Raw genomic sequence first — 24,949 nt, forward strand, 5'->3', positions numbered from 1 at the left:
TGCTGCCTTGTTCTCGGGAGCGATGCAATGATCAAAGTATCGAGGAGACATGGGGCCGTGCTTTCACGCGGTTGTACGCAGTTCAAGTCTCGCCAAGATTGAGCCGACTCGATTTACTCCTCATCGGGAATATGAGAATCGATGGCGATCGTCTCGAGATTGTTTCGTACGCTCACGACGCCAGGTATGGACAAAACGATAGTTTCCAGGTGGCGCAGCAGCGAAATCGTCTCGACGCGGCCTTCCAGTGTGACAACACCATCGGTGGCACGCACTTCGATGCTGTCGACGTCGACCTTGCCGATCTCTTCCAGTCGATCCGTGATCTGCGCTTCCAACTGGTCGTCGTCAATTCTGTTTGGCGGCAAAGGGGCGGTTGTATCGATCCGGTCCTCGCGTCCAGACGCATCGGCGGTATCCTTTGTAAACCCGGCGCTCGGATCTTCGTCGAAATTGGCCGGGGTGTCGCCATAGCCCGTGTCGTCGGGCCTGGGTTTTAGAGGATCGCCATCGGCATCGGAATATGGCCACCCCTCACGCAGGTCCCGGTCTTCATAGTCGCGATAGTCTTCTTCGCGGGATGACGGATTTGGTTTACGCGGCGCTGTCATGTCGATCTCCTTTCTTATCGGAGTCAAACATGTCTGAAATCAATTTGTTTCATCGCGCCCGCCGCCGCAGCTTGCCGGGCCTTAATCACGACGGGCAGAACGCGGTTCGAAGTTGGGTCGTGTTCATTGTCATGGTTTGTCCTGCGCGTGCCCGATCATCTCGGCCCTATCGATGAAGGCGAAGTTGGTCTAGGACGTTCCCACCCGCTCACGATATGGCGCGTTACTGATCGCTGAGAGGCAGCGAGGCGACCGATCCGCGCCGGATAAGGCTAGTTTTTATGGCGGTGCGCTCCGCGGGCATGCCCTTGCCGTTCAACCGCGAAATCAGCCGTTCGGCCGCCTTCTTGCCCATCTCGTAGACAGGCTGGTCGATAACGGTAATCGGCGGTGTCGTGACGGTCGTCCAGTCGGCATCCAGAAAGGAAATCATCGAGATGTCGCGTGGTATGGACAGCCCGAAGGTCTGCAGAGACTTGAAAACGCGAAGACCGACGAGGCTGTCCGAAGTGATGAGGGCGGTTGGCGGTGCCGCGTCCCGCAGCAGGCGCTCGACGACACCATCCGTCCTTGGCTGGTCGGTGGCGCCGAGCCGCACGTAATACCGAGCCTTCTTTATGCCGGCGTCGGCTTGTTCCTTCAGCACGCCTTCCACCCGTTCGCGCACCGCCGAATTGGAAATGCTGCTGATATCGCCAAGGAATTCATTCTCCGCATCCATGGCGGAGATATAGGCGATCCGACGATGTCCCATATCGAGAAGATGGCGGGTGGCCATCATGGCGGCGTCGAAATCATCGCCCGTGACGGCATCCACGCCGAGTTCCGGAATGCTTCGGTCAAAGAGAACGAGCGGCACGCCGACGCGATGTATGTCCCGAAGATGCTCCATCCGGTCGCAGCGCGCCGGGGTCACGATTAACCCATCGACGCGCTTGCCGATGAGCAGATCCACCGCCGACTTTTCCGCATCGAGCTCCTCGCCGGAATTGGCAATGATCACATTGAAGCCGGCCATGCGCGCGACGTCGCTAATACCCCTGACAGCCAGGCTGAAGAAGGCATTCTCGATATCGCCCACCAAAACGCCGATGATGCCGGATTTGCCTGTCGTCATGCTGCGGGCAAGTTCGTTCGGCCGGTATTCGAGTGCGGCGGCAGCGGCAAGCACCTGCTCGCGAACCTTGTCGCTGACGATGCCATAGCCGCCGAGCACGCGCGCGGCGGTGGCCTTCGAGACATTCGCTGCCCTGGCAACGTCGGCGACGGTCACGGAGCGTTTCGAGGTAAGGGGCTCTTCCATTCAATGACGACTACAAGAGTTGTTGACGGGCGGTCAATCTCAAGTTAACAAATATCACTGAGACCGGTCTCTTTATATATGAGACCGGTCTCTTGTCCAGATAATCTCTCGCCAACCCCGGGCGGGGATGAGGACGCGCATGCATGAGTGCCGATAAGAGCATCCTTCAGAGCGGAGAACGAACATGAACATATCCGGTATATTCTCAGCCATTGCCGCGCCCTTGCGCGCCGGCGTGCTGGCCTATTTCGTTGCAGCAAGCGTCGGCCCGGCGGTCGCTGCCGACAACCCCTATCATCTGATCGATCCCGGCGTTATCAGCGTCGGCACGATGGGAGATTCCAAGCCCTACACCTTCACGACGGCCGATGGGCAATTCACCGGTTTCGATATCGAACTCTTTTTGAACGTCGTCTCCCGCATGGGCTTTCCCAAGGACAAGGTGACGTTTACCGGCCAGGAGTTCTCAGCCTTGCTGCCGTCGGTCGCCAACCAGCGTTTCGACGTCGCCGTCGCGGCGATCGGCACCACCGAGGCACGCAAGAAGACGGTCGATTTCTCGGATGGTTACCTCGCCGGCTATCTCTCGGTTCTGTCCTCCGATGCCTCGATCAAGGATGCGAGCGGTCTCAAGGGCAAGCGCCTCGGCGTCGTACAGGGTACGCTGCAGGAAGTTTATGCCACGAAGAACTTCACTGGCACGGATCTCGTCAAATTCCCGGACAACAATTCGGCCGTGGCGGCATTGAACAACGGTACCATCGACGCACATTTCCTCGATTATGAGGCGGCCAAGCAATATGGCGAGCGTTATCCCACATTGAAGATTGCGGTAAACATTCCGTCTTTCGACGCACCTGCAGGCTTCGTCGTCCACAAGGGCAATGACGCCTTCCGCCTGGCGCTCAACAAGGCGCTGCACGAAGCGATGCAGGACGGCACCTGGAAGACGTTCTATGAGAAGTGGTTCCCCGGCTCGCCGATGCCCGACCAATATCTTCCTAAAAAGTAAGGCTGTGCCGCCGTCCGGCTTGCCGGACGGCGGCATTGAACCGCCTGACGAATTTCATGGGGAATTGAATGGATTGGCTTGAAAATCTCCGTCGCAGCTTCCTCGATTGGGATGCGATGGCAGAAGTCCTGCCGAGTATGATCACGGTCGGACTGAAGAACACACTGATTCTGGCGGCAGCCTCCACCGTGCTCGGCGTCATCATCGGCATGGTGCTGGCCGTTATGGGCATTTCGCAGTCACGTTGGCTGCGCCTGCCGGCGCGCATCTATACCGATATCTTTCGCGGCCTGCCGGCGATCGTGACGATCCTCATCATCGGCCAAGGCTTCGCCCGCATCGGCCGCGAGATCTTCGGTCCGTCGCCGTTTCCGCTTGGCATCATCGCGCTGAGCCTGATCGCCGGCGCCTATATCGGCGAGATCTTTCGATCCGGCATTCAAAGCGTCGAGCGGGGGCAGATGGAAGCCTGCCGCGCGCTCAGCATGAGCTACGGACAGGGCATGCGGCTGATCGTCATTCCGCAGGGCGTGCGGCGTGTCCTGCCGGCCCTCGTCAACCAGTTCATCGGCAACGTCAAGGATTCGAGCCTCGTCTACTTTTTGGGGCTGCTGGCCTCCGAGCGCGAAATTTTTCGCGTCGGCCAGGATCAGGCCGTCGTCACGGGCAATCTCTCGCCTCTGCTGCTCGCTGGCGTCTTCTATCTGGTCATCACCGTTCCGCTGACGCACCTCGTCAACTATATCGACGCGCGTCTGCGTCTCGGGCGTCAGGGCCACAGTTCCGGCGTCACCAGCGGCCTCGTCGAGGTCGGCGAACTGGAAGCGGCATCGGGTACCACGGCGCCTTCCGACGCCGCTGCTCCGCGTTTCAAGGGTGGCGCCGTTCAAATCCGCGATCTCAGCATGTCCTATGGCGATCTCGAAGTGCTGAAGGGCATCGATCTCGATATTGCGAGAGGCACGGTGACCTGCATCATCGGGCCTTCCGGCTCCGGCAAGTCGACACTGCTCCGGTGCCTCAACCGGCTCGTTGAGCCGAAGCGCGGCGATATCGCGCTCGATGGCGAAAGCATTCTGGCGATGAAGCCGGAAAACCTGCGGCGCCGCGTCGGCATGGTGTTCCAGCACTTCAATCTCTTTCCGGATCATACCGCGCTCGAAAACGTCATGCTGTCGCTGACGAAGATCAAGAGGATGCCGAAGGGCGAGGCGCGCCGAATTGCCGAGACCCGCCTTGCGGAAGTCGGCCTTGCCGGGCGTAAGGATCATCGGCCCGCTGGCCTGTCCGGCGGCCAGCAGCAGCGCGTTGCCATTGCCCGCGCGCTCGCCATGGATCCGGAGGTCGTTCTCTTCGACGAGGTCACGAGCGCGCTCGATCCGGAATTGGTGAAGGGGGTGCTCGACCTGATGGCCAATCTCGGGCGCCAGGGGATGACCATGGCGGTCGTCACGCACGAGATGGGATTTGCCCGCAAGGTCGCCGATCAGGTCGTGTTCATGGATGAAGGCCGTATCGTCGAAGCGGGCCCGCCGGAGCAGATCTTCGACATTCCGCAAAGCGAACGGCTGAAGCGTTTCCTCGCCGAGGTTCTTTGACAACAGGGTCGGCGGCGGCTTCCGCCGGCTTCTTGATCGCAACACCCACCACTGACAAGGTTTTCCAACATGCATGCTCCCACTCGTCCTTCGAAAGTTATTGTCGTCGGCGGCGGTATCTTCGGGGTCTCCACGGCCGTTCATCTTGCGCGGCTCGGCATTCAAACAACACTTATCAATGATGGCCCGTTGGCGAATGGCGCATCCGGCCGCTCGCTCGCCTGGCTCAATTCGGCCCGGCGTCGTTCCGACGCCTATCATCGACTACGCCTGGCCGGCATCGACCGCTATCGCACGTTAGCAGCCAAATATCCGGATGCGGCCTGGCTGCGCTTCGATGGCGGCCTGACCTGGGATGCGGATGATGCCGGCAATGATATTGCCGCGGTTTTCGATTACGAGCGTGACCTTGGCTATCATGCGCAACTGCTGATGCCGGATCAGGTTGCCAGGATTACGCCCGGCGTTGATGCCCGCTCGGTGACCAGACAGGGAGCGATCTTCAATCCGGGCGAGGGCTGGGTCGATCTGCCGTCCCTGATCGGGATTCTTGCCGAAGAATTCCGCGCATTGGGCGGCAAAATCGTCACTGATGCCGGCCGGGCGACGGTCGATGTACACGAAGGCCGTGCCCGTGGCGTCAGGACAGCGAACGGCGCCCATTGGTCGGCCGATGCCGTGCTGCTGGCCACCGGTGGCGACGTGCCGACGATCGTTGCCGAGGCCGGCCAGCATATCGGCGATGATACGCCGATCGCACTTCTCGTCAGGACGAAGCCGATCAAGCACCCGCTGAAGGCGGTGCTGAACACGCCGCGCGTCGCCATTCGTCCAACTCCGGACGGCGCCTTCGCCCTGGATTCGGCATGGTCGGAAGAGGAGGTCGTCGTGAAGGGCGACGGCAGTTATGAGATCAGTCCCTCGACTCTTGAAGGCTTGTTGATGGAGGCTTCAAAGGTGCTGGAAGGCAACCCGACCCTCGAGATCGGCGACTACGGCATCGGCCCCAAACCAATCCCGGGCGATGGCGAGCCCGTTTTCGGCGAATTGCAGGCGATACCGGGCTATTTCGTCGCCTTCAGCCATAGCGGCGCCACGCTCGGCCTGATCGCGGGCGAGCTGCTTGCCGACGAGATCGCCACCGGCAGACGGCACCCCCTTCTGGCTTCCTTCCGGCCGGAACGCTTTGCCAGATAGCTTGATAAGAGACGATGCGGACCTCGCTTCGAAAAGCGAGGTTCGCCATTCGGTGCGTGTGACAGGATGATCCTGTCCCTGTCCGGCTAATTGACTTCGTCGGCGATGAAGCCGCCGATCTGTTGTTTCCATAGCCGCGCAAACAGGCCATCCTGCTGCACCAATTCCTCCGGTTTGCCTTCTTCCACAATCCTCCCGCCATCGAGCACGACGATCCGGTCCATCCTAGCGATGGTCGAAAGGCGATGCGCAATGGCGATGACGGTTTTTCCCTCCATTACCAGGGCGAGCTTTTCCTGTATGGCGGCCTCGGATTCGCTATCGAGAGCCGAGGTCGCTTCGTCCAGCACCAGGATCGGTGCATCCTTCAACAGGACGCGCGCGATTGCGACGCGCTGGCGTTGACCGCCTGATAGCTTGATGCCGCGGTCGCCGACGAAAGCATCGAAGCCCTTGCGGCCTTCGCTATCGGCAAGATCGGCGATGAAGCCATCGGCGCTCGCCAACTTCGTCACCCTTTCGACCTCTTCCTGCGCCGCCTCCGGCCGGCCGTAGCGGATATTGTCACCGACGGAACGATGCAGCAGCGCGACATCCTGGGCTATGACTCCGATCGCGCGGCGAAGGCTTGCCTGCGTCACCGCCCGGATATCCTGCCCGTCGATCCGGATCGCGCCGTCCTTGATATCGTAGAAGCGCAGGAGCAGGTTGGCGAGCGTCGTCTTGCCGGCACCCGATAGACCGACCAGTCCGACCTTCTCGCCCGGCCGAACCGTCAGCGACAGATCGTTGATAACAGGTTTGCCGGACTTGTAGGCGAAACGGACGTTTTCAAAGCGGATCTCGCCCCGATCGACCACCAGCTCCGCCGCGTCGGGCTGGTCGATGATGGTCGGAGGCGTCGTCATGACCGGCATCGCGTCCTTGATGGTACCGATCGCCTGGAAGATCTGCTGGCCCATCTGCAGGAACGTGAATGTGTGTCCGGAGAAGCGGTTGAGAACATAAACGGCGGCGGTGAATTCGCCGATTGTGACGAAGCCATCCACGAGCCCGGTAAAGCCGATCGACAGGATTGCCAGCCAGTGCATCATGTTGAGAACGACGACGATGACCTCAGCGGTACGGTAGATGCGTTGTTCGCTCTGCTGAGCTTCGATCGCCTTGCCGATTATGCCTCTGATCGCACCGGCCTCGCTGTCTTCCGCGGCAAATTGCTTGACCATTTGCATATTGGCATAGAGATCGGTGATGGCGCCGGATATCAGGCTGCGACGCTTGGCCGAGCGGCGTGAGCGCTCGGTGAAGACGGGCGCCAGCCTGACGGCGAGAAGCACGTTGAGCGTGATCCAAACGATGGACGGAAGGGCGAGCTGCCAGGAGAGCGCGCCCAGAAGGATGACGGAGCCGGCCATCTGCATGATAAAGCGCGGGATGGATTGGAAGGCCGAAATGACCTGTTGCTGCACGGCTGACGCTACCTGCTGCAGGCGCGAGGCGACCTGGCCGGCATAGAGATCGTGGAAGAAGGCGAGGTCCTGCCGCTCCACCGCCCTATGGCCCTGCCATTGAATGGCGGCCGGCATGCCGATGCCAAGCGTATGCGAGGTCAGCGTATTGACGAGGAAAGAGCCGATCGGGATGCAAGGAAAAAGCATTAGACCGAGGAAGGTCAGCAGCATCCGGTCGTTCTGCAGGAAAGCGGCAGCACCCTGCTGCGTGACGCCATCAACAATGACGGACAAGCCCCAAACGATGGTCAAGCTCATGACTTCAATCGCCATGGTGCAGAGGACGAGCGCGATCAGCACGCCGCGGAACATCGAGATGAAATGCCAGAGAACGGCAATAGGCCCTTTCGACGGCAGGGGCCGATAGGGGATGTCGAGCGGCTGGATCAGCCTTTCGAAGGGACGGTAGATCGTATCTGAAATAGACATGCGCCGCTCGCGTGATGGAATCAGGAAGGCGAGAAAGAAGTCAGATATGCGGGGCGGCATAGGATCACCATCCAGCTGCAATCTCAACTAGAAATCCCAAAATCGCGCCGATCTGTTATCGTTGGCGACCGGCTTGCATGCCGTAGCCCCTGAGGCTCTCAGTTCGCTCCACCCCGGTTCGACACCTCAAGCTCTCGCAGGAGTGGCTGGATAAGTTCGCCATCACCCGAAACCGATATCGCTGTACCCCTTTCCTCGAGGGAATTCCGCAATAGGTATTGTAGAGCGCAATCAGCGGGATTCGATATGGACGAAATGGGCGAACAGCTTCTGCACCTTTGTGCTACCAGCTCGACACTCATCGCAGCCTATGATGCTGAGGACCGGCTGCGCTACGCGAACCATGCCTTCCGCTCGGCCTATTTCATCGATCCCGGTGAGGCGCCGCTTTGGCCGGATCTGATGCGGCGCAACTTCGAACTCGGGCGCGGCACGGTCATTCGTACGGCCGATTTCGATGGGTGGCTACGGTCGACGCAGTCGCGGCGCGGCAAGATCGGCTATCGAGCTTTCGAGACCGATTTGGCCGACGGCCGCTGGCTTTGGATGACCGAGACCGTGCAGAAGAATGGCTGGATGCTGTGCGTTGCAAGCGACATCACGACATTGCGCGCCGAAAGCCGGAGTGTCCGCCAAGATCGCGACCAAGCGATCAAGGCTTCACAAACCGACGAGCTGACAGGCATCGCCAACCGCCGTTTCGTCATGGCGCGCATAGACGACATGCTGATTGGTGCGCGGAATGGTAGCATCGGATGCCTTGCCTTGTTCGATATCGACAATTTCAAATCGATCAACGATAGGCTCGGTCATCACGCCGGAGATCTTGTTTTGCGGGATTTTGCTCATCGGCTTCACCAGCATGTGCGACGCACCGATTGTTTCGGGCGGGTCGGAGGCGAGGAGTTCGCGCTCGTCATGCCGGGGACGGAGTTGCAGGATGCAATCGAGTGCATAGAGCGGATGTTGACGACGATCCGGTTTTCCCGGCCGCTTATCGACTCTCCTGATTTCGGCTACACCTGTTCGGCCGGCATTGCTGCCTGCTTTGAAACAGAGAGCGCGCCGGATCTGTACCGTCGCGCCGACCAGGCTCTCTATTCGGCCAAGCTCAGCGGCCGCGATCGCGTTCGCGCGGCCTGAAACCTTGGGCACACGCCGGCCACATTGCCTTCGACCAGATGACCGGGGCTGTTTTTGCGTGCTGTGCAGAAGCTGAACCGCTTTGAAGGATGGGCATGTGCGACTATGTTAAAAGCCGAGGCTTCTGTCGGCATTGCTAATCTTCCGGCCTCGCTCCTCAGCGAGCGTCCCGGTAAGGCAACAACTTGGAGCGACCGGCTCATCTTGGTTTCCATCATGGGGTGACCGGCCCATATGGTGAAGCCAGCTATTCGTGATCGCCAAGGCGAGCTTCAATGGCATTCATCTGCTCGATTTCCCGGCGCTGGCCTTGCGAGATTTCGGAACAGAGCCTGACAAGTTCCGAATCTTCGAGAGATGCCTCCCTGCACATGAGGATCGCACCGGAATGATGCGGTACCATGGAGGCGATGAACTGGCGATCGCCTATAAGGGCCTGGGTGCGAGTGCCGGCGAAGGCGGCTACGAACAGGATCACGAGTAGGACGTGAATTCCGATGTTCAGCCTCTTGTTCTTGTACATGCTTCCCATAGTCGCGAGCATGATGATGCCCATTGGAGCCACCATTGTCAGCGCCATGTAGAGCATGTTGAAATTGTTCCGGAAATCGTTCCAGCCGTCGATCATCGAGAACATGACGAAATACATGACGATCAGGCTGAGAAGCATATTGACGGCGAACATGGCATAGGGATGCCTGTTCATCCCGACATGTCCCGCATGGTCGTGATCGCGCATTGTGGCCTTCCTTCGGATCTCGGGCACGGCCGGGATGTAGCGAGTTTTCGGGGTCGGCGGTGCCAATCTTTTTGGGAGCGTATCCCGCCTTAACATTGTTTGGCCTGTTTGGTTCCTGATATCGCCGAATTGCAGAAGCAGGGCACCACCTGGTAGCCTGCCAGCCCTGACGTCACCCCAATTGCGCGAGTGATGTGATCGGTGGCCGCGCCACGCTCGGCTGGTGCCCGGGAACAATTCGGCATGCGGTGAAGTTCTGACGCATGCCAAAGATTCAAACACAGCATCTCTGCATCGGCTACGAGATCTGGCGCCGTGCCGCCATCTCGAAGCAAGCACGGGATTGACCGATGCCGACAGATCCTCCCATTCGTATGGTGGCCACCGATCTCCTCGAAATTGGTTTCGGGGAAAGCGGGCCTCAAGGCGGGCCGGTGATCTTGCTGCTGCACGGCTGGCCCGACGATCCACTGAGCTGGGCGGGGGTAGCGAAGCATCTGAACGCCGCCGGATTTAGGACTGTTGCACCCTGGCTCAGGGGTTTCGGCCCGACCTGCTTCCGCATCGCAGAGACAATTCGTGACGGCAGCGCCGAGGCCATGGCTCAGGACGCTCTCGATCTGATGGACCGTCTCGGGGCAGATCGCTTCGCTGTAGCCGGTCACGACTGGGGCGCCCGCATCGGCTACGCATTGGCCGCGCTCGTCCCGGACCGCCTGCAAGCGCTCGTCGCGCTGTCGCTACCCTATTCGCCCAAGGGCGCCTTTCCGATACCGCCTTTCCGGCAATCCCGAGCCTGGTGGTATCAGTGGTTCATGGCCGTCGATCGAGGCGCCGAGGCGGTCGCCCGCGATCCCAAGGGCTTCGCCCGCCTTCAATGGGAGACCTGGAGCCCGCCGGGATGGTTCGACGAGGCCGAGTTCGAAGCGACGGCAGGAAGCTTCGACAATCCCGATTGGCTCGCCATCACCCTGAATAGCTACCGCAGCCGCTGGCGCGATGAACCGCGCGATCCGCGCTACGACGATCTGCGCAAGCGGATCGCCGAGGTGGAGAGACTGAGCGTCCCGACGCTGATGATCCAGGGTGAAGCCGACGGAACGGTGCTGATGGAAAGCTCCGAAGGCAAGGACCGCTACTTCGGCGGCGGCTACCATCGTGTCGTCCTAAATGGAGTGGGGCATTTTCCTACCCGAGAGGCACCTGCCAAGGTGGCCGCTGCGATCATCTCCCATCTAAAGCAGGTCGAAACTGGGGGATCTGAGCCGGGTTTCTAGCGTGGGTAGTGGCGCCCTCGTCGGCGATAAAAACATCGAGTAACTCTCCTGCGGACAGGAGGAGAGCGGTAATGACAGGTGGTCTGGCATGCGGTGCGAGGCTCCCCCGTCGAGCCATCTGCGGTGGGATTTAACTCAGGCGAGTCTCGATCGCCAAGCGGCAACACATTCGTTTGACGGCTTGCATGACGATATTGATCGCGGCGCCCGACGGCGCCAAACGACAGGAGCTTATGCGATGCGTTCCTCCTTGGCAGCTACTGCCATTATCCTTGCGGCACTCTTCGTCCCCGCCTTCGCACAAGAGCAGCAGCCCGCGATCTCTGTCGAAACGACGCGGCACGTGGGTTTGCCGCAGGGCTTCGAAACGCAGTTCTCGCATCACTATGCCGATGCGAACGGCGTTCGGCTTCACTATGTCATGGGCGGCGCAGCAAATGGTCCGCTCGTGGTACTGCTGCATGGCTGGCCGCAGACCTGGTATACATGGCGGAACATCATGCCGTCGCTGGCAAAGGCCGGCTACCGCGTTGTCGCTGTGGACTATCGTGGTGCGGGTGAATCCGAAAAACCGCTCGCCGGTTATGATAAGGCGACTATGGCCGCCGATATTCGCGCTCTGATCGACGGGCTCGGCGCAACGAAAGTCCATCTGGTCGGGCGCGATATCGGCGTTATGGTCGCCTATGCATACGCGGCGCAGTGGCCGGACGAGGTTGCCAGCATCACGATGCTCGACGTGCCTATTCCGGCCACCGCCGCCTGGAATGAAGCGAAGCACAAGCCCGACCCGGAGCTTTGGCATTTCGGGCTCTTCCAGCAGCGCGACATCGCAGAAATGGTGGTTGCCGGCCATGAATACGCATTCATCCGGGATTTTTATCTGAAGCGTGCCTACAGGCAGGTCGCCGACGAGGACATTGCTGTTTACGCCAAGGCCTATGCCGCTCCCGGAGGGCTCCGTGCCGGCTTCGAGCTCTACCGCGCCTTTCCCGAAGACGAACGCCGTTTCGCCGAATTCGAGAAACGGAAACTGCCGATGCCGATCCTGGCGCTTGCTGGCGACAAGAGCAACGGTTTGACGGAACTTTCCATGGCGAAGGAGCTCGGCACCGACGTGCATGGCGGCGTCGCGCCAGACACCGGCCATTGGCTGCCCGACGAGAATCCGGAATTCCTCACCCAGCAACTGATCGCTTTCTTCGAGCAAATCGGTCGCCGAGCGAAATAGGACTGCTCGGGCCGGCATCCGAAAAGGAGCCGTCGGCTTGCTGCGTGGAACCCAAAACAAAAGGGCCCCGAAGGGCCCTCATAACTGGATAAGCGAAAAGATCAGCGCTGGAGATTGACCAGGACATCCAGCAGGTCGGAGCCCGTCTGGAAGACCTTGGAGTTGGCGGTATAGCTCTTTTGCGCCTGGATCATGTCGGTGAGCTGGCCCGCCAGGTCGACGTTCGAGGCTTCCAGCGAGTTCGACTGGATGTAGCCGAGGCCGTTGCTGTTGGCGAAGCTCGTGACGGTAACGCCGGATTCGGCATTGGCCTGATAGACGTTGCCGCTCATGAGGGTCAGCTTGTCGGGGCTTGCAACGGTTGCCAGTGGGATCTGATAGATCGCCTTCGGATCGCCTTTTGCGTAATTCGCGTAGACGACGCCGTTCTTATCGATGGTGACGCCCGTGACCGCGGCTGCCGCCTGTCCGTTGGTCGAGCCGGTGGAGGCGAAGGCCGCGGCTTTCTGGGTCATCTTGCTCAGATCCATCGCGATCGACCCGGCGGTCTTTGGATCGGTGATGGTGAAGGTGCCGCCGGATGTCATATTTCCGCTTGTATCGAACGTCAGCGTGCTGGTCGCAACGGGGCCAGATGAGTAGGGGAAGGATGAACCGGTACCCGTCGCCGCGTCGGCATTGCGGTAGACGGCGACTTCCCATGTCCCTGACGTCGCCGGAGTTGGCGGGGTGGTGGTGGGATCGGCAGGCTTGGCATCCGCCGTCTTGGTATAATAGATATCATACATGACGGTGTTGCCGAGCTTGTCATAGGCAACGACCGAGCTCTTCTGGGTATTGGTGGTAACGGGCGGCGTACTGCCGGTACCACCAGTCCCCGTGTAGCCGGTGCTCGGCAAGGCCACGGTCGCGCTGGCCGTAACAACCGTAGCACCCGAATTGAGGTTACCGGTAAAGCTGCCCGAGGTTGAGGGGGAGTTCGCAAGACCGTTCTGATTGACGTTGATCGGCACCAGACCGTCGAAACCGTTGACGACGACGGCGGGGGCTCCCGAAGCGTAGGAATAACCCATCAGGGTGTAGCCGGCGGAATTGACGAGATTGCCATTGGCATCCGGCTTAAAGTCGCCTGCGCGCGTCAGAACCGTCGAGCCATCGGCGCCCTGCACGACAAAGAAGCCGGCGCCCCGGATCGACAGGTCGGTGCCCGAAGAGGTCGAAATGGCGTCGCCCTGCTGCGAAACCGAATAGCTGACATTCGTCTCGACGCTACCGGAATTGTAGTTGCCGCCGCCCGAAGGCAGGATCAACGACGAAAAGCTGGCCGTTGCCGACTTGTAGGCCGTCGTGTTGACGTTCGCGATGTTGTCCGACACGGTGCTAAGCTTATTCGCCTGCGCATTCATGCCTGAAACGGACGTTTTCATGCTACCAAAGATGCTCATTGGTTCCTCGCACGTTGCTGATGCCGGTACGATAACCAGAATGACTTGTGTGAAACTGGCTTTTTGCCTGTGCCGCGCGGTTGAAACAACCTCTCCGCGCTATCGGTGGCGCGCTATGCATGGCGTCCTTTTCCGGCAATGGACCGGAGGAAGCCTATTGCGAAGGCAGATGCGGAGCCGGAAAATCGAATACGCGGCTGGTATAGCTTTCGACAAGGGCGCTGAACGGCGTCCCGTTCGGCAGCTTCAGCACGGCGTGATGTTCGAGCAGGAATGGCGGCGGGACAAGAGGCGCTGTTCCGGAGGCCGGCAGCTCGGCACCCGTCTCCCATCCCTCCGGCAGCGGAGACCAAAGCAATTTCGCGGACAGGTTCGTACGGGTGAAATGGAGCGCCTGAACGGCACGGCCGAAGGCGATATCGCTCGTGTTGAGCGCCTTGTTCATCTCGGCCGTCAGTCTCGACGGCACATACCAGTTGTCTGCCTCGGACAGGATGCGGTCACCGCAGGCCAGGCGCACGCGCCGGTAGGCGATGGGTTCATCGGGACCGACGGCAAGCAGTTCCCGGATGGGAGCATCGGCTGGCTTGTCCTGTCCGAGCACCCGCTGAGCGACGATCTTGGAACCCTCCGGTGCGAGCTTGTGAGCGGCGCACCAGCGATCGAGCGTCAGCGTAGCGCTGGCATTGCTGAGGAGATCGGCATTCAAGGTCTCAAGGATTGCCAATGCTTCCAGGCGCGAGGTCGGCGTATCCGGCCATCGAGCCGGGCTGGACATCTCCTGCGCCGCCGCGGTCTGTATGCCGAACGCGATGGCGGCTGAGCCGCCAAGGGCAAGGATGCGAAGCAATGACGAGGATCGGAAAGACATGAGAGGAAAATCCTTGAAACCAACAATGAGACTAACAAATTCCAACAATCGGAGCGCGCGCGTTACAGCTTCGCCGAGGCATAGATGGCAGGAGCATTGCGATTGGCAAGGCCTGACAATGCGCAAGACCTGACAATATGATTGCGGAAGCATGCGGCGTCGGTCTCAAGCCAGGCAATCCGCCGGTATCGGCGCATTGCGGTATGCTTGCGATCCGATCGCGCCGAGGCTCGGAATAGACCCGGCTCGTCTAATCCGCGTTACGGCTGATGTGAATGCTGTAGACGCTTGCCCATTCCTGCGCGACGAAATCGGTCAGCGCGGCGGGGATTTCGACAAGGGCGCTGTGTCGCGCCAGCACGTGAAATCCTCTTGGAAGGGAGCTCGCAATGCGATCGATAATCTTTTCATAATCAACGATCAGCATCTCCCGCCCCACCATGAGGTCAAATAGTGCCGGATTGGTGATCACATGCTCGTTCTCACAGAACCAATAGGAGGAGATCGTCAGATCGGGAAGATAGCCGATCTGCGCCGGCAGGTTTCGTCGCTCGAACCGATAGCGCCCCGGCAGCGCCGCCGCCGACATGAGCTCCTCGCCAAGCAGAAGCTGGGTTTCCGAGGCATCCAAGCCGTGAAGCTCGAGGTTGGGATTATCGGCGAGATAGGCAAAGGCAAGGCTGAAGGCACCGGAGCCGCAGCCGAGATCGCATACCCTTTCATATCCGCGTATCGCCGGTCCGAGATTGGCGAGTGCCCGCAGGCATTTCAGAGAGTTTCGTATTCCGAAAGCGCGGGTGAATGCATCGGCGGAGCGGCTATAGTCAAATATCTCGATCTGTTGCCTGCTTTTGACAGCATTGAGCAAGGCAATGGAGTCGTTGCTTGGACGATATAGATGGTTGCATCTCAGCAGAGTTTCGGAAAAACCTTCGAGATGTTGCGCCTTTACGTCCACATATACCATGCAAGCTTATCCTCGCTAAGGATGTATTCTTTCGTATGATTGGAAGAGAGCATACCCTGAAAGCAATTCCTTCACTCGTCCTCAGTTCTTGATAGCCCACGCTAGTCACAGCTTTATGCACAGACGCCTTTATGCACGAGCGCCCGAACGGCGCCGTTGGCGTTTTGGGCAGGACGACAGGTTTCATCGTCATCGCGTGCCGTCGCCGTGCCAGTTCTGCGAGAGCGGCACCGGAAATCCCTCAAAGGTCTTGAGCGTATCGAGAACGATGGAGGTCTTCACATGCTGCACCGACTCGTGCGGCAAGAGCACGTCGTTGACGAACCGGGAAAGGCCGGCAAGCCCGCGGGTCGCGACCTTCAGGTGATAGTCCATTTCCCCTGTCAGCGCGTAGGCTTCCAGCACTTCCGGCAGCCCGTTGATCAGCTGCGAAAACCGGCGGGCATTGTCCCGGTTATGCGTGGCAAGCGTCACCGAAATCACCACCAGCATGTCCAGGCCCAGCTTCTGGCGATCGAGGTTGGCGTGATAGCTGCGAATATAGCCTTCCGCCTCCAATCTCGTGCGCCGTCGCGAGCACTGCGAGGGCGAAAGTGCGATGCGTTCGCCGAGCTCGTTGTTCGTCAATCTACCGTCTTTCTGCAGTTCGTCGAGAAGGCGGAGGTCCAATTTGTCGAGGGGCTCATCCATTGCGCAAAGCTTTCAAAATACTCACGGATCGTGTATAATATTTTCATTCCGCACTGAGAATGCAAGCACTTTGCGCGCGCTTTGGGCCATACTTTGCATAGTCAAAGTACTGTCTCTGAGGAGGAGAAAATGGGTCCTTTTCCGCATGATGCGCCGCCGTCCGAAATCAGCGCCGACAATCCGGCCGGCACTGACGGCTTCGAATTCGTCGAATTCGCTCACCCCGAGCCGGAGAAACTGCGCGAGCTCTTCACGCGCATGGGCTATGTCGCGGTCGCCAGGCACAAGACAAAGGATATCACCGTCTGGCGCCAGGGTGACATCAACTACATCCTGAATGCTGAGCCCGGCAGCCACGCCGCCCGCTTCATCGCCGATCATGGCCCGGCGGCGCCGTCCATGGCGTGGCGCGTTGTCGACGCCAGGCACGCTTTCGACCATGCCGTCTCCAAGGGTGCTGTTCCCTATGAGGGGAATGACAAGGCGCTCGATGTTCCCGCAATCGTCGGCATCGGCGGCTCGCTGCTCTATTTCGTCGAGACCTACGGCAAGAAGGGATCGGCCTACGATGCCGAATTCGATTGGCTCGGCGAGCGCGATCCGAATCCCGAAGGCGTCGGCTTTTATTACCTCGACCATCTGACCCACAACGTCTTCCGCGGCAACATGGACAAATGGTGGGACTTCTACCGCGATCTGTTCAATTTCAAGCAGATCCACTTCTTCGATATCGACGGGCGCATCACCGGTCTGGTGAGCCGGGCCATCACCTCGCCCTGCGGCAAGATCCGCATTCCGCTGAATGAATCGAAGGACGATACCAGCCAGATCGAGGAGTTCCTGAAGAAATACAAGGGCGAGGGCATCCAGCACATCGCGGTCGGAACGGATGATATCTATCGGGCGACCGACACGCTTGCCGACAACGGCCTGCGTTTCATGCCCGGCCCGCCGGAAACCTATTACGATATGTCCTATGCGCGCGTGAACGGTCACGAAGAACCGATCGAGCGCATGAAGAAACATGGTATCCTCATCGACGGCGAAGGCGTGGTGAATGGCGGCGTGACGAAGATCCTGCTGCAGATCTTCTCCAAGACCGTCATCGGGCCGATCTTCTTCGAGTTCATCCAGCGCAAGGGTGACGAAGGTTTCGGCGAAGGCAACTTCCGCGCGCTGTTCGAGTCGATCGAAGCCGATCAGATCAAACGCGGCGTCATCGGCACGGCCGCCGAGTAATTCTTTCGGGCGGCCTCCGACAAAGCGTGAGGCCGCCTTCAGCTCTCGGGAGGAGTGGAGCGATGGACCAGACGATATCCCAGGCTTCCGACCATCAGGCGACGGCAGCGGAAGCGCTGCAATATATGCCGGGCTTCGGCAATGACTTCGAAACGGAGGCACTTCCCGGTGCTCTGCCGCAGGGACAGAACAGCCCGCAGAAGTGCAATTACGGTCTTTATGCCGAGCAGCTTTCGGGCTCGCCCTTCACGGCGCCGCGCGGAACGAACGAACGGTCGTGGCTCTATCGCATCCGTCCGAGCGTGCGCCACACTCGCCGCTTTTCCAACGCCTCCTATCCGTTCTGGAAATCAGCGCCCTGTCTGGATGATCATTCGCTTCCGCTTGGCCAGCTTCGCTGGGATCCGCTTCCGGCGCCGACCGAGCGGCTGAATTTTCTCGAAGGAATCCGCACGATCACCACCGGTGGCGATGTCCTGACCCAGACCGGCATGGCCGCCCACGCCTATGTCTTCAACGAGGATATGGTCGACGATTACTTCTTCGATGCCGATGGCGAGCTGCTGGTCGTTCCCCAGGTCGGCGCCATCAGGGTATTTACCGAGATGGGCATCATGGATATCGAGCCCCTGGAAATATGCGTCATCCCGCGCGGGATGATGTTCAAGGTGACGCGCAAGGGCGACGAACAGGTCTGGCGCGGCTATATCTGCGAGAATTACGGCGCGAAATTCACGCTGCCGGAGCGCGGGCCGATCGGTGCCAACTGCCTCGCCAATCCGCGAGATTTCAAGACGCCCGCTGCCGCCTTCGAAGACAAGGAAACCCCTTGCCGCGTGCATGTCAAATGGTGCGGCAAGTTCTATGTCACGGAGATCGGTCATTCGCCCCTCGATGTGGTTGCCTGGCATGGCAACTACATCCCCTACAAATACGATCTGCGGACGTTCTCCCCCGTCGGCGCCATCCTGTTCGATCATCCCGATCCGTCGATCTTCACGGTGCTGACCGCACCGACCGAAAGTGCCGGTACCGCAAACGTCGATTTCGTCATCTTCCCGCCGCGCTGGCTGGTTGCCGAACATACGTTCCGCCCACCCTGGTATCATCGCAATATCATGAGTGAATTCATGGGTCTCATCCACGGCCAGTATGATGCGAAGGAAAAGGGCTTCGTGCCCGGAGGTATCAGCCTGCACAATATGATGCTGCCGCATGGGCCGGATGCCTCCGGCTTCGAAAAGGCGTCGAATTCCGAGCTGAAACCCGTGAAACTGGATCACACCATGGCCTTCATGTTCGAAACCCGTTTCCCGCAGCAACTGACGAAATACGCCGCCGAGCTCGAGACGCTGCAGGATGATTACCTGGAGTGCTGGGATGGCCTAGAGCGCCGGTTCGACGGAACACCCGGCATCAAGTGATGACCGGCCGCATATTTTCTGACATCGGAGCCACGATATGAAGCTTGCGACTTTGAAGGACTCCACCAGGGACGGCAGACTTGTCGTCGTCTCGCGTGATCTCACCCGTTGTTCCGAAGTCGGTCACATTGCCCGCAGCCTGCAGGCGGCTCTCGATGATTGGGAGCATGTAGCACCCAGGCTCGCCCTGATCGCGGAGGGTATCGAGACGGGTGCGCAACCGACCATGCGGTTTCACGAACATGATGCCGCCTCGCCGTTGCCGCGCGCCTATCAATGGGCCGACGGCTCGGCCTACGTCAACCATGTGGAACTGGTGCGAAAGGCGCGGGGCGCCGAAATGCCGGCAAGCTTCTGGGTCGATCCGCTGATGTATCAAGGCGGCTCAGACGGCTTTCTGGCGCCGCGCGATCCGATCCTTGCGGCCGATGAAGCCTATGGCGTCGATATGGAGGGCGAGGTTGCCGTCGTCGTCGACGACGTTCGCATGGGCGCCAGTCCGGAGACGGCGCTGCAAGCCATCCGGCTGGTGATGCTCGTCAACGACGTGTCGCTGCGCGGCCTGATCCCGCAGGAGCTGGCAAAGGGTTTCGGGTTCTTCCAGTCCAAACCGGCATCGGCATTTTCGCCGGTCGCCGTCACGCCGGATGAGCTTGGGGAGGCATGGGACGGCGGCAAGCTGCATCTGCCGCTGCTGGTCGCCGTGAACGGCAAGCCTTTCGGCAAGGCAAATGCCGGCATCGACATGACCTTCGACTTCGGCGAGCTGATCGCTCACGCGGCCAAGACCCGCAGCCTTGTCGCCGGCACGATCATCGGTTCGGGAACGGTGTCCAACAAACTCGATGGCGGGCCGGGCAAGCCGATCGAGAATGGCGGCAATGGCTACTCCTGCATTGCCGAGCTTCGCATGATCGAGACGATCGAAACCGGAGCGCCGAAGACGCAGTTCCTGCGGTTCGGCGATCAGGTTCGCATCGAGATGCAGGATCGTACCGGGCACTCGATCTTCGGGGCGATCGAGCAGACCGTCGAAAAATACCTGGGGGCAGAACCGTGATGAGCGACGTCGTGCTTTACGATTACTGGCGCTCGTCCGCCAGCTATCGCGTTCGCATTGCGCTCAACATGCTCGGCATCGGTTACAAGCGTGTGCCCATCGATCTGCTGGAAGGCGAACAGAATAGCGTCGATTACCTGGCACTCAATCCGCAAGGATTCGTGCCGACGCTCACGATCGACGGAGAAATTCTGACGCAGTCGCTTGCGATCATCGAATATCTGGCCGAACTTCGGCCTGAGAGCGGCTTGATGCCGTCTGACAGCGCGAGCCGCCAGCACGTGCGGGCGCTTGCCTATGCGATCGCCATGGATATCCATCCGATCTGCAACACGCATGTTGCCGCCCATGTCATGGCCATCACGGATAGAGCCGATGCCCGCGAGGAATGGATGAGGCATTTCATTGCCGGTGGCCTTCGCAAGCTCGAGATGATGTTGAGCAAATTTGAAGGTAGCTTCAGTTTTGGCGACACGCCGACCATGGCGGATATCTGCCTTGTGCCGCAGGTCTACAACGCCCGCCGCTGGGGCGTGGACCTGACCGATCTCAAGCGCATCGTCGAAATCGATGCCAGGTGCACGAATTTGCCGGCCTTTCAGGCGGCGCATCCCGATCGTGCAAGGCCGTAGTGGATCATGTGCGCTTCGCGGTGATAGTCTTGGCATTCAGGCTATTCGGCGGGTCTTTTAGATGCGGCGCATACAATCAGCCTTCCTTAGCGATTTGCGCTTCGGAATTTCCAGTTGCAGAAAGTCGACTCCTTTTTACATGATTGTCATCTGGTTTTTATAAGTGGGAAGAGGGAAGCAACCACGACGCAGGGGGTATAAATGCGTAAACTTGTTCTCTCCATGATGGCCGCGACCGTATTGTCCGGTGCGGCTCACGCGGCGACGGTCTATCCGTTGGACCGGGCGACGGTACTCGCCGGCTCGCCATTCGATTTCAAGGTGGAATTCAGCAAGGTCGTCAAGCCGGAAGACGTCAAGGTGACGGTCAACGGCGAAAGCTATGAGACCGTCTTCGGCAAGGCCGCCGATTTTGTCGCGGAAGAAAAGGGTGCCGAGGACAAAGTTCTCGGATCGGCCCTGATCCTGCGTGGCGTCAAGCTTGCAAAGACCGGCCAGTACAAGGTCGAAGTATCGGCCGGCGACGAGAAGAAGTCCGTCAATTGGGATGTCTACGGCACCTCCGCCACGCCGAAGGCCAAGAACATCATCTTCCTGCTCGGTGACGGCCTTTCCGTTGCACATCGCACCGGTGCCCGCATCATGTCCAAGGGCATGACCGAAGGCAAGGCCAATGGCCGTCTTGCCATGGATGACGTTCCGCCAGTTGCTTTCATCGGCACGTCCTCGACCTCGGCGATTGCGACCGACAGCGCCAATACGATGTCGGCCTATATGACCGGCCACAAGTCGGCCGTGAACGCGCTCGGCGTCTATGCCGACCGTACGCCGGCAAGCCTGGACGACCCCAAGGTCGAAACCATGGGTGAAGCCCTGCGCCGCACCGGCAAGAAGTCGCTCGGCATCGTCACTACGGCCGAAGTCGAAGACGCGACGCCGGCGGCGCTCGTCTCCCATACCCGTAAGCGCGGCGACAAGGCCGACATCGTCGGCATGATGTATGACGTCAAGCCGGATGTCCTGCTCGGCGGCGGCTCGGCCTATTTCCTGGCGAAAAGCGTGCCGGGCTCCAAACGCAAGGACGACAAGGACTATGTCGCGCTCTTCAAGGATGCCGGCTACGCCGTTGCCACCGACAAGAACGAACTGGCGACGGCTGCCGGCTTCAACCAGGACAAGCTGCTCGGCCTGTTCCACACCGGTAACCTCGACGTCACGCTCGACCGCGAATTCCTCAAGAAGGGCACGGTCGACAAGTTCCCGAACCAGCCCGGCCTGGTCGACATGACCAAGGTCGCGCTCGACAAGCTTTCCAAAAATCCGGAAGGCTTCTTCCTGATGGTCGAGGGTGCCTCCATCGACAAGATGAGCCATCCGCTGGACTGGGATCGCGCTCTGATCGAAACGATCGAGTTCGACAAGGCCGTCGCCGTTGCCCGCGAATTCCAGGCCAGGAATCCGGATACGCTTGTTGTCGTCACCGGCGATCACACCCATGGCGTTTCGATCATCGGTACGGTCGACGATGACAAGCCGGGCACGGAAATGCGCGAGAAGGTCGGTACCTATGCGGCCGCCGGCTTCCCGAACTATGAAGATAAGGATGGCGACGGCTATCCGGACCGCGTCGACGTTACGCGTCGCCTGTTCATGGCAGCCAACAACGGCCCGGACCACTACGAGACCTTCCGTCCGAAGCTCGACGGTCCTTTCGTTCCGGCTGTTCAAAACGAGAAGAAGGAATATGTTGCCAACGAAGCCTATAAGGACGTGCCCGGTGCCGTCTTCGTACAGGGCAATCTCCCGAAGGACGAAGATAGCGGCGTTCACGCCGTCGACGACGTCGTGCTGCAGGCGGCTGGTCCGGGTGCCGAAGGTTTCCATGGCTATATGGAACAAAGCGACGTCTACCATGTGCTGGTCGATGCTTTCGCTCTTGGCTCCGAAAAGATGTAAAACCTGTTCATATCCGTGAGCTGGGACAGGCGGCTTCTGGTCGCCTGTCCCTTCATTTTTCATGAGGGTTCTCATGCCTCGGAACCAGACCATTGTCATCAACCGCCGGGCGTTGCTCGCCGCCGCCGCCACACTGCCGATGATGGGCGTTGCCATGCGCGCGAACGCTGCGGAAAAGCTCGGCTTTGATCAGCTTTACAAGAGCTTCGGTCCACTCGGTCTCGAATTTTCCGACAGGGTGAAGCAGCTGAGCGGCAAGGATGTCGCCATCAACGGCTTCATGGCGCCGCCCCTGAAGGCGGAGGCAGCCTTTTTCGTCCTTACCGAAATTCCGATGTCGCTTTGCCCGTTCTGCTCTTCCGATGCCGATTGGCCTGACAATATCGTGGTGGTCTATCTCTCGTCCAAGCAGACATTCGTGCAGTACAATGCGCCGATCATGGCGCGCGGCGTGCTGGAATTCGGCTCATGGACGGATCCGGAAACAGGTTTCATCAGCCAATTGCGTCTCCGGGACGCCTCGTTCAGGACGATCTGATCCCATGCTTGCCCTTGATGTCTCCAGTCTCGAAATGCAGTTTCCGGGCCTGGCTGCGCCGGTACTCGCCATTGAGCGCTTCCATCTGCCGGCAGGCGGCAGGCTCGCGATCACCGGTGCCTCCGGCTCCGGCAAAAGCACCTTTGTCAACGCCATTACCGGTCTGGAGAAAGTCACGCGCGGCAGCATTTCCTGGAGCGGCACCGAGATTACCCATCTTTCCTCCGGCCGGCGCGATGCGTTTCGCGCGCGCAATATCGGCCTTGTCATGCAGGACTTCCATCTGTTTCCCGGCCTGTCCGCCTTCGACAACGTCGTGCTTCCGGTCAAGCTGGCGCGGCGTCTCACGCCTGGGGAGCGGGAGCGTGCGCTGAAACTCCTGTCTGCGACAGGCATCGCCCGCCCGCAGCAGAAGATCGAAACCTTGTCGCGCGGCGAGATGCAGCGTGTTGCCGTTGCCCGTGCGCTGCTCTCGCGCCCCGGTGTCGTCGTCGCCGACGAGCCGACCGCCAGCCTCGACCGGCAGGCGGGCAAGGAGGTTGCGGAGCTTCTGATGCAGCTTTCAGCCGAAGAGGGGACGACACTTATCGTGGTAACGCATGATGCGGCGCTTGCCGCGCGTCTCGGCCGCCGCATCAACCTGGCAAGCGGCCGTATCGAGGAAGACAGCCAGGAGGTCGCCGCGCAATGATCGCTTTCATTCTTGCCGACCTCAGGCGTTTCTGGAGTGGGGCGTTGGCCGTCGTGGTGCTGATTGCTTTGTCGGTCGCCTTGAGCGTAACGGTGACGCTGCAGGAGCGGGCCGTCCGGCTCGGCAGCGCGCGCGCCGCGGAGAAATTTGATCTGCTTGTCGGTGCTGCCGGCAGTGAGACGCAGCTGGCACTTTCGGCCGTCTTCCTGCAGCCGGCGCCGCTGCCGCTGATGGAGGGCGCCGTCCTTTCCCGCCTAGCCAGTGATCCACGTGTCGAACTGGCGGCCCCCGTCGGCTTCGGCGACTCCGCCTATGGACATCCGATCGTCGGCACGACGACCGGCCTTATATCCTCCCTTTCGCCATCGCTTGCACAGGGCGCGATGTTCTCGCGCCTCGGCGAGGCGGTGGTTGGTTCCGATGTCGCCTTGTCCACAGGTGCCGAGATCAAGCCGATGCATGGCACGGCCGAGACCGGCGGCGAAACCCATACCGCGATTGCCTATAAAGTCACCGGCCGCATGGCGCCGACGGGCACGGCCTGGGACCGCGCGATCCTCGTGCCGATCCGCGCCGTCTGGCAATTGCACGGCATGCATGGCGAGGAAGACCATCACGATCATGATGGTGAGGAAGCGGATGCGCATGGCGGGGAGCCGCGCGAGCATGCTGAAAGCCATGAACACGAGCATGGCCATGTCGATGCCGATGCGCCGCTGGATGAACATTTCGACGCGCAGACACCCGGCGTTCCGGCCGTTCTCGTCAAGCCGAAGACGATTGCCGATGCCTACCGGCTGCGGCAGGAATACCGTACCGGAACGACGCTCGGTGTCTTCCCGGCGGAGGTGCTGACGAAGCTCTATGCAACGCTCGGCGATGCCCGCAGTCTGCTCTTGGCGATCACGCTTGGCACGCAGGCGATCGTGATTGCCGCGATCGTGATGGTCACCATCATGCATGTCGGTTCGCGGCGCCGGCAGATCGGCGCCTTGCGGGCGCTCGGCACCCCTGTCCGCTCGATCGTCGCGCTCGTCTGGGGCGAGCTCTTCGCCCTCTTTGCCGCCGGTATCCTGCTTGGCATAACGCTCGGCTACATCGCAGCATTGGTGATCTCCGCCAGACTTGCCGCTTCGACCGCCGTCCATCTGCCGGTCGGCTTTGCTCCCGACGATCTGTGGCTTGTCGGCGGTTTTGCAGCCGTTGCGGCGCTCATCTCCATCGTGCCCGCCTTCAGCGCCATGCGCTCCAGCCCGGCTGCAGCACTGCGAGCGTAACAACGGTTTGTAGGCTGCAGCGGCATCATCCAGGCTTGAATATCGCCT

General features: G+C 60.2%; 22 protein-coding genes. 14 read left to right on the forward strand and 8 right to left on the reverse strand.

Annotated features, from left to right (window positions below; genetic code table 11):
* Window positions 1–113: 113 nt before the first annotated feature.
* Both PH552_RS06235 and PH552_RS06240 read right to left on the reverse strand, forming a co-directional pair.
* Window positions 114–611 carry a BON domain-containing protein gene (locus PH552_RS06235; RefSeq protein WP_112344479.1) on the reverse strand — a complete coding sequence of 166 codons (498 nt, stop codon included), beginning with the start codon at window positions 609–611 and terminating at the stop codon, window positions 114–116.
* Window positions 612–834: 223 nt separating this feature from the next.
* Complete coding sequence (locus tag PH552_RS06240) at window positions 835–1,914, reverse strand: LacI family DNA-binding transcriptional regulator (protein ID WP_112344480.1); 1,080 nt, start codon at window positions 1,912–1,914, stop codon at window positions 835–837.
* A gap of 184 nt (window positions 1,915–2,098) precedes the next feature.
* Between PH552_RS06240 and PH552_RS06245 the strand changes: the two genes are divergently transcribed.
* The 3 genes from PH552_RS06245 (at window position 2,099) to PH552_RS06255 (ending at window position 5,721) form a co-directional block, all read left to right on the forward strand.
* Complete coding sequence (locus PH552_RS06245; RefSeq protein WP_112344481.1) at window positions 2,099–2,926, forward strand: ABC transporter substrate-binding protein; 828 nt, start codon at window positions 2,099–2,101, stop codon at window positions 2,924–2,926.
* A gap of 68 nt (window positions 2,927–2,994) precedes the next feature.
* On the forward strand, window positions 2,995–4,524 hold the full coding sequence (locus PH552_RS06250) for an amino acid ABC transporter permease/ATP-binding protein (protein ID WP_112344482.1): 1,530 nt from the start codon (window positions 2,995–2,997) through the stop codon (window positions 4,522–4,524).
* A gap of 69 nt (window positions 4,525–4,593) precedes the next feature.
* Window positions 4,594–5,721 (forward strand): NAD(P)/FAD-dependent oxidoreductase, encoded by a 1,128-nt coding sequence (locus PH552_RS06255; protein ID WP_112344483.1) that lies wholly within the window; start codon window positions 4,594–4,596, stop codon window positions 5,719–5,721.
* 86 nt (window positions 5,722–5,807) lie between these two features.
* Here PH552_RS06255 and PH552_RS06260 read toward each other — a convergent pair whose 3' ends face one another.
* Entirely contained in the window at window positions 5,808–7,661 is a 1,854-nt protein-coding gene (locus PH552_RS06260) for an ABC transporter ATP-binding protein (RefSeq protein ID WP_112345171.1), read from the reverse strand.
* Window positions 7,662–7,967: 306 nt separating this feature from the next.
* Between PH552_RS06260 and PH552_RS06265 the strand changes: the two genes are divergently transcribed.
* The gene (locus PH552_RS06265; RefSeq protein ID WP_112344484.1) at window positions 7,968–8,864 is read left to right on the forward strand and encodes a GGDEF domain-containing protein; all 897 of its coding nucleotides are present in this window, start codon (window positions 7,968–7,970) and stop codon (window positions 8,862–8,864) included.
* Window positions 8,865–9,111: 247 nt separating this feature from the next.
* On the opposite strand, the gene PH552_RS06270 is transcribed toward PH552_RS06265, so the two are convergent.
* Entirely contained in the window at window positions 9,112–9,603 is a 492-nt protein-coding gene (locus PH552_RS06270; RefSeq protein WP_112344485.1) for a DUF305 domain-containing protein, read from the reverse strand.
* Between the two features lie 350 nt (window positions 9,604–9,953).
* Here PH552_RS06270 and PH552_RS06275 point away from each other — a divergent pair, with 350 nt between their 5' ends.
* Both PH552_RS06275 and PH552_RS06280 read left to right on the forward strand, forming a co-directional pair.
* Window positions 9,954–10,880, forward strand: a complete 927-nt coding sequence (locus PH552_RS06275; RefSeq protein ID WP_245430454.1) for an alpha/beta fold hydrolase — start codon at window positions 9,954–9,956, stop codon at window positions 10,878–10,880.
* A 238-nt stretch (window positions 10,881–11,118) separates the two neighbouring features.
* Entirely contained in the window at window positions 11,119–12,111 is a 993-nt protein-coding gene (locus PH552_RS06280; RefSeq protein WP_112344487.1) for an alpha/beta fold hydrolase, read from the forward strand.
* A 101-nt stretch (window positions 12,112–12,212) separates the two neighbouring features.
* Here PH552_RS06280 and PH552_RS06285 read toward each other — a convergent pair whose 3' ends face one another.
* The 4 genes from PH552_RS06285 to PH552_RS06300 form a co-directional block, all read right to left on the reverse strand.
* Window positions 12,213–13,556, reverse strand: coding sequence for a flagellar hook protein FlgE (locus tag PH552_RS06285; RefSeq protein WP_112344488.1), 1,344 nt, complete (start codon window positions 13,554–13,556; stop codon window positions 12,213–12,215).
* 154 nt (window positions 13,557–13,710) lie between these two features.
* Window positions 13,711–14,427 (reverse strand): hypothetical protein, encoded by a 717-nt coding sequence (locus PH552_RS06290; protein ID WP_112344489.1) that lies wholly within the window; start codon window positions 14,425–14,427, stop codon window positions 13,711–13,713.
* A 250-nt stretch (window positions 14,428–14,677) separates the two neighbouring features.
* A complete protein-coding gene (locus PH552_RS06295) occupies window positions 14,678–15,394 on the reverse strand; it encodes a class I SAM-dependent methyltransferase (RefSeq protein ID WP_112344490.1) in 717 nt (238 codons plus the stop codon).
* A gap of 189 nt (window positions 15,395–15,583) precedes the next feature.
* Window positions 15,584–16,084 carry an Lrp/AsnC family transcriptional regulator gene (locus PH552_RS06300; RefSeq protein ID WP_112344491.1) on the reverse strand — a complete coding sequence of 167 codons (501 nt, stop codon included), beginning with the start codon at window positions 16,082–16,084 and terminating at the stop codon, window positions 15,584–15,586.
* 129 nt (window positions 16,085–16,213) lie between these two features.
* Here PH552_RS06300 and hppD point away from each other — a divergent pair, with 129 nt between their 5' ends.
* The 8 genes from hppD to PH552_RS06340 all read left to right on the forward strand — a co-directional run bounded on the left by hppD (window position 16,214) and on the right by PH552_RS06340 (window position 24,901).
* Entirely contained in the window at window positions 16,214–17,323 is a 1,110-nt protein-coding gene (gene hppD / locus PH552_RS06305) for a 4-hydroxyphenylpyruvate dioxygenase (RefSeq protein WP_112344492.1), read from the forward strand.
* A 62-nt stretch (window positions 17,324–17,385) separates the two neighbouring features.
* Window positions 17,386–18,747 (forward strand): homogentisate 1,2-dioxygenase, encoded by a 1,362-nt coding sequence (gene hmgA, locus PH552_RS06310; RefSeq protein WP_112344493.1) that lies wholly within the window; start codon window positions 17,386–17,388, stop codon window positions 18,745–18,747.
* A 37-nt stretch (window positions 18,748–18,784) separates the two neighbouring features.
* Window positions 18,785–19,807, forward strand: a complete 1,023-nt coding sequence (locus PH552_RS06315; RefSeq protein ID WP_112344494.1) for a fumarylacetoacetate hydrolase family protein — start codon at window positions 18,785–18,787, stop codon at window positions 19,805–19,807.
* Window positions 19,807–20,439, forward strand: a complete 633-nt coding sequence (gene maiA / locus PH552_RS06320) for a maleylacetoacetate isomerase (RefSeq protein ID WP_112344495.1) — start codon at window positions 19,807–19,809, stop codon at window positions 20,437–20,439. The genes PH552_RS06315 and maiA overlap by 1 nt, the downstream gene beginning before the upstream one ends.
* 201 nt (window positions 20,440–20,640) lie before the next feature.
* Window positions 20,641–22,395: an alkaline phosphatase gene (locus PH552_RS06325; protein WP_112344496.1), complete on the forward strand. Its 1,755-nt coding sequence runs from the start codon at window positions 20,641–20,643 to the stop codon at window positions 22,393–22,395.
* Between the two features lie 73 nt (window positions 22,396–22,468).
* Complete coding sequence (locus PH552_RS06330) at window positions 22,469–22,933, forward strand: hypothetical protein (RefSeq protein WP_112344497.1); 465 nt, start codon at window positions 22,469–22,471, stop codon at window positions 22,931–22,933.
* A gap of 4 nt (window positions 22,934–22,937) precedes the next feature.
* The gene (locus PH552_RS06335) at window positions 22,938–23,624 is read left to right on the forward strand and encodes an ABC transporter ATP-binding protein (RefSeq protein WP_112344498.1); all 687 of its coding nucleotides are present in this window, start codon (window positions 22,938–22,940) and stop codon (window positions 23,622–23,624) included.
* Window positions 23,621–24,901, forward strand: coding sequence for an ABC transporter permease (locus PH552_RS06340; protein WP_112344499.1), 1,281 nt, complete (start codon window positions 23,621–23,623; stop codon window positions 24,899–24,901). The genes PH552_RS06335 and PH552_RS06340 overlap by 4 nt, the downstream gene beginning before the upstream one ends.
* Window positions 24,902–24,949 lie beyond the last annotated feature (48 nt).

It is taken from the genome of Rhizobium aureum (assembly GCF_030182495.1).
GTDB lineage: Bacteria > Pseudomonadota > Alphaproteobacteria > Rhizobiales > Rhizobiaceae > Rhizobium > Rhizobium tropici_C.

Coding starts and splice junctions, on each gene's coding strand:
- PH552_RS06255 (WP_112344483.1), top strand. CDS start 4,594: ATGCATGCTCCCACTCGTCCTTCGAAAGTTATTGTCGTCGGCGGCGGT.
- hppD (WP_112344492.1), top strand. CDS start 16,214: ATGGGTCCTTTTCCGCATGATGCGCCGCCGTCCGAAATCAGCGCCGAC.
- PH552_RS06330 (WP_112344497.1), top strand. CDS start 22,469: ATGCCTCGGAACCAGACCATTGTCATCAACCGCCGGGCGTTGCTCGCC.
- PH552_RS06245 (WP_112344481.1), top strand. CDS start 2,099: ATGAACATATCCGGTATATTCTCAGCCATTGCCGCGCCCTTGCGCGCC.
- PH552_RS06275 (WP_245430454.1), top strand. CDS start 9,954: ATGCCGACAGATCCTCCCATTCGTATGGTGGCCACCGATCTCCTCGAA.
- PH552_RS06335 (WP_112344498.1), top strand. CDS start 22,938: ATGCTTGCCCTTGATGTCTCCAGTCTCGAAATGCAGTTTCCGGGCCTG.
- hmgA (WP_112344493.1), top strand. CDS start 17,386: ATGGACCAGACGATATCCCAGGCTTCCGACCATCAGGCGACGGCAGCG.
- PH552_RS06235 (WP_112344479.1), bottom strand. CDS start 611: ATGACAGCGCCGCGTAAACCAAATCCGTCATCCCGCGAAGAAGACTAT.
- PH552_RS06280 (WP_112344487.1), top strand. CDS start 11,119: ATGCGTTCCTCCTTGGCAGCTACTGCCATTATCCTTGCGGCACTCTTC.
- PH552_RS06285 (WP_112344488.1), bottom strand. CDS start 13,556: ATGAGCATCTTTGGTAGCATGAAAACGTCCGTTTCAGGCATGAATGCG.
- PH552_RS06325 (WP_112344496.1), top strand. CDS start 20,641: ATGCGTAAACTTGTTCTCTCCATGATGGCCGCGACCGTATTGTCCGGT.
- PH552_RS06265 (WP_112344484.1), top strand. CDS start 7,968: ATGGACGAAATGGGCGAACAGCTTCTGCACCTTTGTGCTACCAGCTCG.
- PH552_RS06340 (WP_112344499.1), top strand. CDS start 23,621: ATGATCGCTTTCATTCTTGCCGACCTCAGGCGTTTCTGGAGTGGGGCG.
- PH552_RS06270 (WP_112344485.1), bottom strand. CDS start 9,603: ATGCGCGATCACGACCATGCGGGACATGTCGGGATGAACAGGCATCCC.
- PH552_RS06290 (WP_112344489.1), bottom strand. CDS start 14,427: ATGTCTTTCCGATCCTCGTCATTGCTTCGCATCCTTGCCCTTGGCGGC.
- PH552_RS06295 (WP_112344490.1), bottom strand. CDS start 15,394: ATGGTATATGTGGACGTAAAGGCGCAACATCTCGAAGGTTTTTCCGAA.
- maiA (WP_112344495.1), top strand. CDS start 19,807: ATGAGCGACGTCGTGCTTTACGATTACTGGCGCTCGTCCGCCAGCTAT.
- PH552_RS06240 (WP_112344480.1), bottom strand. CDS start 1,914: ATGGAAGAGCCCCTTACCTCGAAACGCTCCGTGACCGTCGCCGACGTT.
- PH552_RS06260 (WP_112345171.1), bottom strand. CDS start 7,661: ATGTCTATTTCAGATACGATCTACCGTCCCTTCGAAAGGCTGATCCAG.
- PH552_RS06315 (WP_112344494.1), top strand. CDS start 18,785: ATGAAGCTTGCGACTTTGAAGGACTCCACCAGGGACGGCAGACTTGTC.
- PH552_RS06300 (WP_112344491.1), bottom strand. CDS start 16,084: ATGGATGAGCCCCTCGACAAATTGGACCTCCGCCTTCTCGACGAACTG.
- PH552_RS06250 (WP_112344482.1), top strand. CDS start 2,995: ATGGATTGGCTTGAAAATCTCCGTCGCAGCTTCCTCGATTGGGATGCG.